Source organism: Pseudomonas sp. BN606 (assembly GCF_029873115.1).
In the GTDB taxonomy this organism is placed as follows: Bacteria; Pseudomonadota; Gammaproteobacteria; order Pseudomonadales; family Pseudomonadaceae; genus Metapseudomonas.
Genome location: NZ_SSOF01000046.1, coordinates 1 through 12154 on the forward strand (window position 1 = coordinate 1; position 12154 = coordinate 12154).

12 protein-coding genes are annotated in these 12154 nt (G+C 64.8%); 4 read left to right on the forward strand and 8 right to left on the reverse strand.

What is annotated here, in order from left to right:
* The 7 genes from phnX to phnD all read right to left on the reverse strand — a co-directional run.
* Positions 1–819: phosphonoacetaldehyde hydrolase (phnX, locus tag E8E75_RS07010; protein ID WP_280358376.1), on the reverse strand; the 819-nt coding region annotated here is incomplete at its 3' end.
* 86 nt (positions 820–905) lie between these two features.
* On the reverse strand, positions 906–1787 hold the full coding sequence (locus tag E8E75_RS07015) for a LysR substrate-binding domain-containing protein (protein WP_153921341.1): 882 nt from the start codon (positions 1785–1787) through the stop codon (positions 906–908).
* A 39-nt stretch (positions 1788–1826) separates the two neighbouring features.
* A complete protein-coding gene (locus E8E75_RS07020; protein ID WP_153921343.1) occupies positions 1827–3128 on the reverse strand; it encodes an MFS transporter in 1302 nt (433 codons plus the stop codon).
* 108 nt (positions 3129–3236) lie between these two features.
* Positions 3237–4328 carry an iron-containing alcohol dehydrogenase PsrA gene (gene psrA / locus E8E75_RS07025; RefSeq protein ID WP_153921345.1) on the reverse strand — a complete coding sequence of 364 codons (1092 nt, stop codon included), beginning with the start codon at positions 4326–4328 and terminating at the stop codon, positions 3237–3239.
* Between the two features lie 167 nt (positions 4329–4495).
* On the reverse strand, positions 4496–5314 hold the full coding sequence (gene phnE, locus E8E75_RS07030) for a phosphonate ABC transporter, permease protein PhnE (protein WP_153921347.1): 819 nt from the start codon (positions 5312–5314) through the stop codon (positions 4496–4498).
* Between the two features lie 2 nt (positions 5315–5316).
* On the reverse strand, positions 5317–6114 hold the full coding sequence (phnC, locus tag E8E75_RS07035) for a phosphonate ABC transporter ATP-binding protein (protein ID WP_153921349.1): 798 nt from the start codon (positions 6112–6114) through the stop codon (positions 5317–5319).
* The gene (gene phnD, locus E8E75_RS07040; protein ID WP_153921351.1) at positions 6111–6980 is read right to left on the reverse strand and encodes a phosphonate ABC transporter substrate-binding protein; all 870 of its coding nucleotides are present in this window, start codon (positions 6978–6980) and stop codon (positions 6111–6113) included. Before phnD ends, phnC begins: the two co-directional genes overlap by 4 nt.
* A gap of 111 nt (positions 6981–7091) precedes the next feature.
* Here phnD and E8E75_RS07045 point away from each other — a divergent pair, with 111 nt between their 5' ends.
* The 3 genes from E8E75_RS07045 to E8E75_RS07055 all read left to right on the forward strand — a co-directional run bounded on the left by E8E75_RS07045 (position 7092) and on the right by E8E75_RS07055 (position 9557).
* Positions 7092–7961, forward strand: coding sequence for a LysR substrate-binding domain-containing protein (locus E8E75_RS07045; protein ID WP_153921353.1), 870 nt, complete (start codon positions 7092–7094; stop codon positions 7959–7961).
* Positions 7962–8066: 105 nt separating this feature from the next.
* The gene (locus tag E8E75_RS07050; RefSeq protein WP_120651355.1) at positions 8067–8726 is read left to right on the forward strand and encodes a glutathione S-transferase family protein; all 660 of its coding nucleotides are present in this window, start codon (positions 8067–8069) and stop codon (positions 8724–8726) included.
* Positions 8727–8852: 126 nt separating this feature from the next.
* A complete protein-coding gene (locus E8E75_RS07055; protein WP_120651356.1) occupies positions 8853–9557 on the forward strand; it encodes a glutathione binding-like protein in 705 nt (234 codons plus the stop codon).
* Positions 9558–9726: 169 nt separating this feature from the next.
* Here the strand turns inward: E8E75_RS07055 and E8E75_RS07060 are convergent, their stop codons facing one another.
* Entirely contained in the window at positions 9727–10305 is a 579-nt protein-coding gene (locus tag E8E75_RS07060; protein ID WP_120651357.1) for a DUF4157 domain-containing protein, read from the reverse strand.
* A 335-nt stretch (positions 10306–10640) separates the two neighbouring features.
* On the opposite strand from E8E75_RS07060, the gene E8E75_RS07065 reads away from it, so the two are divergent.
* A complete protein-coding gene (locus tag E8E75_RS07065; RefSeq protein WP_120651358.1) occupies positions 10641–12071 on the forward strand; it encodes a mechanosensitive ion channel family protein in 1431 nt (476 codons plus the stop codon).
* Positions 12072–12154 lie beyond the last annotated feature (83 nt).

A 12154-nucleotide genomic window follows, 5' to 3' on the forward strand; every position in this document is an offset into this window, starting at 1 on the left:
CTGGGGCATCTCGCCACGGGCCAGGCGCTTGTTGATGTCGTCGATCACCGCCGGCAGGTCGGCGATGGTGTCGATCAGGTAGTGTGGGCGGGAGCCTTCGAACATCTGGCCGATGCGCGCGCGCTCCTGGTCCAGCTTGTCCTTCGGCAGCGCCTTGAACTGCTCGTACGTCAGGCCCAGGGCGTTGCCCGAGCAGGTCAGCGCCACGGTCCACATGCCGGCGCTGCGGCCTTCGAGGATGCCCGGCCAGGTGTCGTCCACCTTCACGCAGGCGGCGACGTCGTTGATGCCGAGGGCGATGACGTTGGCCAGGGACTGCGCCGGGTGCGGGCGGCCGTTGGGCACTTCGTCGGTGGCCACCACGTGGTCCGGCGTGTAGCCGTTCTCGCGGGCCAGCTCCACCACCTTGGCCATCACCACCGCCGGGTAGCCGGAGCAGGTGCCGATCTTCAGGCCCTTGCCGCGCAGGGTGGCGATGGCGTCGAGGGCGCCGGGGATCAGCGCGGAGTGCAGGCCGATCTTCTCGATCTGCAGCGGCATGAAGCGCTCGTAGATGGCGGTGACGTCATCGTCGGTGGGCAGGCGGCCGAAGGCGGCGCGGTAGCGTTCGGCGATGGCCGGGATGTCGCAAAGGGTGCGGATGTGGTCCCACTTGCCCATGCCCATCGGGCCGCGCGCTTCTTCCAGGGAGACGGCGACGCCGAATTCACCGAAGGCCTCGACGAAGATCTGGGTCGGCGCAAAGGACCCGAAGTCGACGACGGTACCGGCCCAGTCGAGGATGACGGCTTGCAGATGGGTGGGTTGCTTGTAGCCCATGGTGGATCTCCAGTTTCAGGGATGAGAGGGGCTGCTCCGCGCCAGTGGCGGGAGTCATGCAGGTTGCTGATCGGGATCAGATGGAATCAGGGAGGTGGTGCGTCGGGCTGCGCGTTGGAGTCGAACAGCTCGTTGATCATCGGCCGGTTACGGCGGATACCCAGGCAGCACAGGTAGTAGTCGATGTGGAACGGGTGGTCGACGAAGGTGATCGGCCGCGTTCCGGGCGTCTGCGCATACTCCACCGCCGACACGAAGCCAATCCCGATGCCCTGGGCAATGGCGTGGACTATGGCTTCGCGGCTGTTGAGCTGCATCGCGCAATCGAGCTCCACACCGCGCCGGTGGCACTCCTCCTCCACCAATTGGCGGGTCCGCGAGGCGCGCTCGCGCAGTACCAGCCGCTGCCCGCTGATTTCCTCGACACGGACCTGTTCCTGGCTCGCCCAGGGGTGATCGTCACGAACCACGGCGATGATCGGGTAGCTGCGGTAGAGCTGGGTGTTGAGGCGCTGGTCGAACTCCGACAGGGCGAGAATGGCGACGTCGATGTCGAAGTTGTACAGCCGCTCCAGGGTCTCGCCCTCGGTGTTGAAGGACGTCTCCAGCTCGATCTCCGGGTAACACTGCATCAGTTGGTAGGTCAGGCTCATGGCGATCGGCGGCGACACCGCGCCAAGGCGCAGCATGCCCGCCTTGCGTTGCTTGAAGCTCTGCAGCAATTGCACCGCTTCGCTCTCCTGGCCGAACAGGCCCTGGGTGATCGAGTAGAGCTCGCGGCCCGCCGCACTCAGCTCGATGAAGCGGCCACGGCGATGGAAAAGTTCCACGGAGAACTGCTTCTCCAGCGAGCTGACCTGCTCGCTCACCGTGGGCTGGCCGACGCACAGGTACTCCGCCGCAAGTGTGAAGCTGCCCGTCCGGGCCACGGCGTGAAAGGAGCGGAGCCACTTGTGGTACTGGTACATGAAGAGTTCCGGGCGTCGGCCAATGGGTGGAAGTGAAGGTCAGCGCCGCACGAACAGTGCGACCAGGGCACTGCTGAGGCAGGCAGCGGTGACCACGACGAAGATAAGCGAAGTATTCCCGCTGATGTCCAACAGACGCCCGATGAGCGGCTCGGCCAGGCCCGCGAACAGGTAGGACGAGAAGTTCATCACGCCGGTCGCGGTACCCGCCCGCTTGGCCCCCACCAGGTCCGGGCACAGCGCCCAAAAGCTCGATGCCGGGCCGTAGACGAAGAAGCCGCAGAGGAACAGCGCCACCAGGCCGATGGTGCTATGGGCCGGCAGGCTCCACATCCACAGGCTGGTGGCGGCGCCCAGCACCATGTACAGCATGATCGCCTGGTAGCGCTTGGAGCCGAACAGCTTGTCCGAGACCCAGCCATTGCTCAGCGCGCCCACCGCCATGCCCACCGGCAGCGCCACGGTGATCCACTTCGGATCTATCCAGCCGTCGCCGCCGCTCTTCCAGTCGGCACCGAGAAAATGCACCGGCACCCAGACGATCAGGCCGTAGCGGGCGGCGTTCTGGAAGCCCAGGGAAACGGCGGCGATGATCAGCTTGGCGTTCTTCAGCACCGCCTTGTAGCGCTGCGCAGAAGTTTCCACCTCGCCCTGCGCGACTTCCTGGTCCTTGTCGTCGGCGTTGGCCACACCGGTGTCGGCCAGCGGCTCGAAACCCAGGTCCTGCGGACGCTCACGGGCGATCAGGAAGAACAGGATGCCGCCGGCCAGCATCAGCAGCACCGGTAGACGGAAGATCCAGCGCCACTCCAGGTGCAGCACTTCGATCACGACGATGGACGTGACATAGGACAGGATCGAGGCGCAACCAGCGGCGAATACGTAGAAGCCATAGACCTTGCCGCGCTCCGACACGCCCCACCAGTTCGACAGCAAGCGGCTGCCCGGCGCCCAGCCAAGGGCCTGGAAATAGCCGTTGATGCCCCAGGGCAGGATCAGGCTCATGAAACCGCTGGCGAAGCTGGTGATCCAGTTGGCGCCACAGGACAGCACCGCCCCCAGGCTCATGATGCGGCGACCACCGAACTTGTCGGCGAGGTTGCCGTTGATCGCCTGGCCGATGGCGTAGGTCCAGAGCATGGCGGTGGACACCCAGCCAAGGGTTTCCTTGCTCAGGCCGAACTCGGCCTGCATGCCGGGAATGGCGAAGCCGAAGGTCTGCCGCCCGGTGTAGAAGAACAGGTAGCAGAACATCGCTGCCAGCAGCATGCGCCACTGGGCAACACGGAACGAAGGTGAATGGGACATCGTCAAGCCAGACAGGGTATCTGCACGATTCATGGTGTTTTCCTTTTGTACGGTCCTCCGGTCAAGCCGGGGGCGGCACTCTTGTTCGGTGCAACAGGAAAGGTGCGGCCGAAGCCGCGCTCAGATCGGGAAGGCAGGCCCCTAGGCGGCTCGCGAACCGATGAAGTTCTTGCCTCGTGCGCCCTGCATGGCGAATTCGATGATCTCCTCGGCTTCCCTGGCTGTCACGCCGTAGTCGCCGAACTCGGTCTTCACCTCGAGGCTGTGGAGGAACTCCCGCAGGCGCGCCTGGGCCTTGCGCAGGTCAGGGCCGAACACCCGTTGCAGGGTGCGGTCACGGGCTTCGTCGCGGCCCCAGGCCAGGCCCAGCACCAGCGGCAGGGTGAAGGAGCAGGCAATGCCATGGGGCAACCCGTAGCGCAGGGTCATCTCGTAGGAAATGGAATGGGCCAGCGCGGTCTTGGTGTTGGAGAACGCCATGCCGGCCTTGAGCGCCGCCAGCGCCATGCGCGAACGCAGCTCCCTGTTGCCGAGGTCGCGACGCAACTGCGGCAGGCAGTCAAGGATGTCCTCGATGGCGGACACGGCAAAGGTGTCCGAAAGCGGATTGGCGTTCACGTTCCAGATCGATTCCAGGGCGTGGGACAGCGCGTCCAGGCCGGTGGAGACGGTGACACCGGCAGGGACCGTCAGCATCAGCTCCGGGTCGACGATGGCGACCTTCGGCCAGGTGCAGTCCAGGTGCAGTGAATACTTCTTCTGGTTGCCCGCATCCCAGATGGTCGCCCAGGGCGTCACTTCACTCCCGGTGCCGGCAGTCGTGGGCGCGGCGATCAGCGACTTGGCGCGGGCTGGCACGAAGTCCTGGCCGGTGGACAGTAGCCCCAGCAACTCGTCGAAGCTGCCGGATTCAGTGCCAACGATCAGCGCCTTGGCGGTGTCGATGGCGCTGCCGCCACCAACGGCGATGACCGTCTGGCAGTCAGCCGCCTCACGCCAGAAGCGCTCGTAGGTGTGGCGGAGCTGGGCAACGTCGGGGTTGGGCTGGACATCCTCCACCACGTGCACCAGGCGCTCGCCCAGCAGCAGCTGGAGGCGACCCAGCAGACCCAGGGCACGGGCTTCGGGAAAGATCACCAGGGCGACCTTCTGGTTCTCGGTGAGGGACGCGAGATCACGGAGGCTGCCGCAGCCGAAGCGTGTATCGACCGGATTATGGAAACGGGCAGTCATGGTGGCTCCTTTCTTGTTGTTGTCGGAAGGTGGGTGCATGGTCAGCCCTGCCCGACAACGGCTCAAATCGATTAATTGCAGGCGTGCATCGGCCAGGCCGATACAGACGCACAGGCCTTCTCCGGCCGCGCCGGCGTCATGCCGGGCGGCTGGTGGTCAATGTCGGATCAGTGAGAGGCGCCGCGCTGGATGGCGTTGCGCAGGCGGCTGGAAGCCGTGTCGGCGATGATCACCATCAAGGTGATCACGATGATGCAGGTAGCGGTTTCCTGGTACTTGAACAGCTTGAGGCTGCTGACCAGCTCGAAGCCAAGACCGCCGGCGCCGACCATGCCGAGCACGGTGGCCGAGCGCAGGTTGACCTCGAAGCGGTAGAGCACCACGGCGATCCACGCCGTGATCACCTGCGGCAGCACACCGAAGACGATCACCTGCAGCGGCCGCGCGCCGGTGGCCTGGAGCGCCTCGATGAGGCCCTGGTCGATCTCTTCGATGCTCTCGGCGAAGAACTTGCCGAGCATGCCCAGCCCGTGCAGCGCCAGCGCCAGCACGCCGGGAAAAGGTCCCAGGCCCACTGCCGAGACGAACACCAGGGCTAGGATCAGCTCGTTGATGCTGCGCGTCAGGTTGAGGAACTGCCGGGTGGCGCCGTAGAGCAAGCGGTTGCGCGTGAGATTGCGCGCGGCCAGGAAGGACAGCGGGATGGCGAGCAGCACACCGAGCAGCGTGCCCCAGATGGCGATCTGCACGGTTTCCAGGGCCGGCGCCAGCAGCCTGGGGAGGATGCTGAAATCCGGCGGCATGGTGCGACCGAGGAAGTCACCGATCTGCGGCAGGCCGGCAGCCAGCTCGCCGAGGCTGAGCTGCGCGCCCGTGGCGCTCCAGTGCAGAACAAGGACCACCGCCAGCACCACCGCGCCGGTACCGAGCCAGCCACGGCTGCCCTGCGGCAGGTCCAGGGTCCAGGTGTAGTTGCTTCGTTGCATGGTCAACCCTCCAGCCCGGCGGCATAGCGCAGTTGCGCCCGCCCGGAGCCGTGCAGTTCCTCGGGTTCCGGCGCATGGCCGGGATAGATGCGTTGCAGGTCGGCTTCGGTCAGGCTCGCGCCGTCGCCATCGAACACCAGGCGGCCATGGGCCAGGCCAACGATGCGGTCGCCGAACTCGCGGGCGTAGTCCACCTGGTGCAGGTTGCAGACCACCGTGATACCCAGCTCGCGGCTGGCATCGCGCAGGTATTGCAGCACCAGGCGCGCGGTCTTCGGATCGAGGCTGGCCACCGGCTCGTCGGCTAGGATCACCCTGGGCCGCTGGGCCAGCGCACGGGCGATGCCCACCCGCTGTTTCTGCCCGCCGGACAGCGCGTCCGTGCGCTCCTGGGCCTTGTGCGCCAGCTCGACCCGCTGCAGGCAGTCCATCGCCAGGGCCAGGTCCTCGCGACGGAACAGTTGCAGCACGGACGCCAGGGTAGACACCGATCCAAGACGGCCGGTCAGCACGTTCTTCAGTACCGACAGCCGCGGCACCACGTTGTGGTGCTGGAAGATCATCGCCACCTGGCGGCGCAGGGCGCGGGTGTCGCGACAACCGATTGCATCGATCCCCGCCACCTCCAGGCTGCCGGAGTCCGCCTGGACCAGGCGGTTGATGCAGCGCAGCAAGGTCGATTTGCCGGCACCCGACTGGCCCAGCACCACGACGAACTCGCCGGCCTCGATATCGAGGTCGATGCCACGCAGCACGGCATTGCTGCCGTACTGCTTGGTCAGTTGGCGAACCCTGATCATTTCATGCTCCGCAGGTCGAGATCGAGGACCTTGGCGGTTTCGCGGACCACGTCGTAGGCCGCGTCGTTGGTGGGCTGGAAGCCGTCAAGCTGACCCTGGTCGCCCCACGGCAGATCCTTGATCGAAGCCAGCGCAGCAGCCACGTTCTGCTTCAGCGCCGGGTCCATGTCCTTGCGCCAGACCATGGGGGACTCGGGGATCGGACGGGACGTCCAGACCACCTGGAAGTCGTCCTGCTTGACCAGCCCCTTGGCCACCGCCCCGGCGAGGATGCGGTCGGCCACGGCGGCGGCGTCCACCTTCTGATTCTCCACCGCGAGGATGCTGGCGTCGTGGGAGCCGGAGAAGATCACCCGCGAGAACAGCTTGTCGGGTTCGAAGCCGGCCTGTTCCAGGCCCGCCTTGGGAAACAGATGGCCCGACGCCGAACTGGGGTCGACGAAGGCGAAGGTGTGACCCTTGAGGTCGGCGAGGTTGCGGATGCCGCTGTCCTTGCGCGCCAGGATCAGGCTCTTGTAGGCGCTCTGCCCGGTCTTCTTGGTCACCGCCACGGAGAACGCCTCGACATCCGCCACGGTGGTGGCGAGCACGTAGGAGAACGGGCCGAGGTAGGCCACATCCAGCTTGCCAGCGCGCAGGGCCTCGATGATGCCGTTGTAGTCGGTGGCGACGAAGGGTTCCACCGGCATGCCGAGCTGGCTTTCCAGGCGGTCGAGCACCTGTTTGCTGGACTCGATCATGGCCTGGGAATCTTCCGAGGGGATCAGGCCGATAGTCAGTTTTTCGGCGGCCTGGACAGAGGTGGCGGCGACCAGCGGGAGCAGGACGATACCGGCGACCCGGAGGAACTTGGCGAGGTTTTTCATGGCATTCCCAGCGGTTGTGGTTGGAATGGGCACAGGCTAGGAAGGTCACGTGACAGTCATACGATCAATTCAATATGGGTTTCGACAGGAAACTATTGAAGGAACCTATGGATGTCGTCCGCCAAGTTGCGCGCTTTCCTCGCTGTGGCCAGGCATGGAAGTTTCAGCGCCGGGGCCCGCGCGCTGGGGCTCAGCCAGCCCACCCTGACCACCCAGGTGCAGAGCCTGGAGCGTCAACATAATGTCGAGCTGTTCCACCGCCGGGGACGGCGCATCGAGCTCTCCGATGTCGGCCAGCAGCTGTTGCCCATCGCCCAGCGCCTGGCCGCCCTGGAGCTGGAAGCCCACAACCTGCTGCGGGACTCCGGGCGCCTGGACAGTGGCCAGCTCAAGCTGGGCGCGGTGGGCCCTTTCCACGTGATCGAGATGGTCGACCACTACCGCCAGCGCCATCCGCGTATCGAGGTGTCGATCCGCGTCGGCAACTCGGCCGAGGTGCTGGCCGACCTGGAGCAGTACGTCACCGACATAGCCGTGCTCGCCGGCCTGCATCAGGACCCGGGCCTGTGCACCGTGCGCTACGCCCGCCACGCCATCATCCTGTTCGCCCGGCACGACCATCCCCTCGCCCGCCGCGACAGCATTGCGCTGGGGGAACTCGAGGGTCAGCCTCTGCTGCAGCGGGAGGCTGGCTCCACCACCCGCGCAGCCCTGGAGCTGGCGCTGGCGCAGGCCGGCGTGACGCCACGCATCGCCATGGAAATCGGTAGCCGCGAGGCCCTGCGCGAGGCGGTAGTGCGCGGGATCGGCCTGGGTGCGGTGTCCGAGGCGGAATTCATTCCGGACCCGCGGATCAAGCCGATCCGCATCGAGGGTGATCCGGTGCACACCGAAACCTACCTCTACTGCCTGGCGGAACGGCGCAACAGCCTGCTGATTTCGTCGTTCTTCGAGGCGGCACTCCAGGGAGAGATCCGCTAGCTTGTTGCTGAGCCTGCGCAGGAACCGACCAACAGCCCGATGTGTCGATCTCTCCCTGCGCCAAACGACCAGTCAGCGAAGCCATCCTCTTTCCAGGAGTCACCCATGTCCCTGCAACTGTTCGCGCATCCCTTCTCGTCGTACTGCCAGAAGGTCCTGATCGCGCTCTACGAGAACGACACAGCGTTCCAGATGCGCCTGCTGTCGCCGGACGATCCGGCCACCGCCGAGCAGTTCCAGCGCCTCTGGCCGTTGCAGCGGTTTCCGCTGCTGCTGGACGGCGAGCGGCCGGTGATGGAATCGAGCATCATCATCGAATACCTCCAGCAGCATCATGCCGGGCCGGTGAAGCTGATCCCCGAGCAGCCGGAAATGGCGTTGGAGGTGCGGATGCTGGATCGCTTCTTCGACCTGTACGTGATGACACCCATGCAGAAGCCGGTGCTCGATAGCCTGCGCTCGGAGGGCCAGCGCGATGCCTGTGGGGTGGCGGACGCCAAGGCTCTGCTGGAGCGCAGCTACGCCTGGCTCGAGGGGAAGCTCGCGAGGCGAACCTGGGCTGCCGGCGACGCCTTCAGCCTGGCGGACTGCGCGGCTGCGCCCTCGCTGTTCTACGCCGACTGGGTACACCCGATCGATGCGACCTTCAGCAACCTGCGCAACTATAGGCAACGCTTGCTTGCGCATCCTTCGATCGCCCGTGCAGTAGATGAGGCGCGCCCGTATCGGCCACTGTTCCCGCTGGGAGCGCCGGATCGCGACTGAAGCTCAAGGTTGGACGCCGTGAAGTTCGCGAGCGGAGCCCGCTCCTGCCTGCTTTCGGCCTTTCGCTACCCGGCAGCAGGCGAGTAAGGTTTCCCATCCGTTTATTTCGAACAGGGAGTCCACCTCATGAGTGATCTTTCGGCTTTCCCCATCAACCGCAAATGGCCCGCGACCCGGCCGGACGTCCTGCAGCTCTATTCCCTGCCGACGCCCAATGGCGTCAAAGTCTCCATCATGCTGGAGGAAACGGGTCTGCCTTACGAACCGCACCTGGTCAGCTTTGAACGCAATGACCAGATGTCGCCGGAGTTCCTCTCCCTCAACCCGAACAACAAGATCCCCGCCATCATCGACCCCAATGGACCAGACGGCCGTCCACTGCCCCTGTTCGAGTCCGGCGCGATCCTCATCTACCTGGCCGACAAGACCGGCCGGTTGATCCCGCAGGACGCGGCCGGCCGTTACGAATGCATCCAGTGGCTGATGTTCCAGATGGGAGGGATTGGCCCGATGTTCGGCCAGATCGGCTTCTTCAACAAATTCGCCGGCAAGGACTACGAGGACAAACGCCCCCTTGACCGCTATGTGCAGGAGTCGGCACGCCTGCTGGCGGTGCTCGACCAGCGCCTGGAAGGTCGGGACTGGATCATGGGCGAGCAGTTCAGCATCGCCGACATCGCCACCTTCCCCTGGATTCGCAACCTGGTGGGTTTCTACGAGGCGGGTGAGCTCGTCGGGTTCGAGCGCTTCGCCAACGTGAAGCGGGTGCTGGAAGCCTTCCTGGCACGCCCGGCAGTCGTACGCGGGCTGGGGATTCCGCAGCGGGATTGAATGCTGTCTGCCGGGGGCTGCTAGAACGTCCTGGGCCAGGCTGCTTGCCGAGTTCTGCGGATGTTTCTGGTTTTGCCCTCCCAGGCAAGTCACTTCTTTCAAACGTCGGGATGCCGAACCAAAAAGAAGTAACCAAGAATGCCTGTCCCTGCATCCGGCCTCGGTCAACTCACTTCCCCCGCAATGCCTTCGCCACCCGGAACTGCATCTCGTAGGCCGGTTGCTCCACGCTGTCGGCGTCCTCGGCATAGCGGCTGGCAAAACCTTCCACGCCCCACTCCCGGTACTGCTGCGCATGCACCAGTTCGTGGGCCCAGAGCGCCACATCGTCCAGCGCTCCTTCGCGATCGCGAAAGAGGATGACGTCTACCAGGGTCACTGCCTTGATATCCGGGTCATGCAGCATCGCACTGGCCGCGCCCAATTCACTGCTGTCGCCGATGCGATAGCGCGCGCCCTCCAGCAGCGCGGCGTCGAAGTAAGGCGTCAGCTTTTCGCGGATGGCTGGGGGCATCGGCTCGACCCCGCTGGCCAGGGCATCGGCCCTGGCCTGCACCAGCCATTGCTGCAAGGCGCCGGACGCCACCCGACTCACCTCGCCCGGTAGCGGCCCGAGCACTCCGCGTACGTCGGGCAGGCAGACGCAATCCGTCACGCAGACTTCGTATTGCTCCGGCGGGCAGGCCGCAGCCGTCACGTCGAGACTGCAAGTGGCGAACAATGCGAGGCTCAAGGCGATCCTGGTCATGCGTCCTCCGGGACTGTTCCATTGGGCTTTGACCACGGCGAGCGACCAAGCGCACCGTCAGCGGTCGTGAGACGGCATCCGACGATTGACCCTGAGCGCCAGCAGGAGGAAGCAGCTCACAGCAGGCGTGGCAATCCGATTCGGAGGGGCTGCCGAAGGAGTGGAGCTATCCCACGAACGACCCGCTGGTCTCCGTTTCCGAGGGCCGTAACCCCTTCGCTGAAGGCGGGCCCTGAGTGCCACCGCATGCATTTTGACGACCAGTGATGGAGGGGCTCACCGGTCGACGCGGCGGTCTGCTAACGTGATGCAGGCCCTCTCGCGGAACGGAATTCATGCTCGCTTTCATTCAAAGCCACCCCCTGGCCTTCGGCGCCCTGCTGATCCTGATCGACCTTTCGACCTGGCGCATCATTCCCGCCGAACAGCAGACCTGGCGGGTGGTCTGCCGGTTGCTGCTGTTCGTGCTGTTCAGCGCCGTGATCATCGATGCCGGCATGAGCCCCCTGCAGCCGCCGACGTGGTCGGATCCAACGCTCAACCTGGTGGCCACCGCGATGGAAATCGGCTGGTGGCTGTTTGGTGCCCGCACCGCCACCGTGGTACTGGGCCTTCTGATGCCGCGCATCGGCCATGCCGGCCGACTGCTCCAGGACGTGCTGGGCGCGGTGATATTCCTGGTGGCGGTGGTAGCCGCCGCGGCCTATGTGATGCAGCTGCCGGTGAAGGGCCTGCTGGCCACCTCCGGGGTCATGGCGATCGTGATCGGCCTGGCCTTGCAGAGCACGTTGAGCGATGTGTTCTCCGGCATCGTCCTCAACACCACCAAGCCCTACCAACTGGATGACTGGATTTCCATCGACGGCACCGAAGGCAAGGTGGTGGAAATCGACTGGCGCGCCACCCACCTGCTGACCAACAAAGGCAGCACCGTCGTGGTTCCAAACTCGGTGGCGGCCAAGACCAAGGTGCACAACTTCAGCCGACCCTATGAGCTGACCAGCGTGTCGATCACCGTTCAGGTGTCTACCCAGGTGCGTCCACGCCGTGTACTGGAGGCCCTGGAAAGGGCGGTCCAGAGCATCAGTGCGCTGCTGACCAACCCCAAGCCCAAGGTCGCGATCAAGGGCTCGGACCTGGAGTCCATGGAGTACGAAATCAGTGGCTTCATCCGCACCGGAGAGAACAAGACCGAGGTGCGTAACCTGATGTACGACCTGGCGCACAGGCATCTGGAAGCGGCCGGCATTACCTTCACCGGAGAAGATGCACCGCAGCCCTCCTCGCGGCCACGCTTGCTGCTGGAAGAGGTGAAGATCTTCCGCGCGCTCAGCCATGGAGAGAAGGACGAACTCAGCGAAGCCATGGCGCCGCTCGCGTTTTCTGCCGGCCAGGTGGTAATGGCGGTAGGCGAAGTGGCCGAAGGGCTGCTGATCGTCGGTACGGGCGTGGTCTCCGCCGCAGTGCCGGACAGCACCGGGAAGCTGATAGAAGCTGGCCGCATGGGGCCGGGGGAAATCATCGGCGAGGAAGGCATCGGCTGCAACGCACCGTCCCAGGCACAGTTCACCGCCCTCACTGCTTGCGTGCTTTACCGCATCGAGCGTGATGCCATGAGCAAATTCCTGGATACGCGTGTGGAAGTCCGCGCCGCCCTCATCCATCTGCGCACCTTCCGCGAACAGGCCAGCCGCAACCTGTTAATGCAGAAACCCCAGGCCGTGAAAAAGACCGGTTTCCTCAACTGGCTACAGAAGAAGCACTGAGGGTTCCGATCAGCGGATATCTCAAAATCAATAATGGCATTTTTTTATGCTTTAATTGATTTTGCAGGACAATCCGTAACACG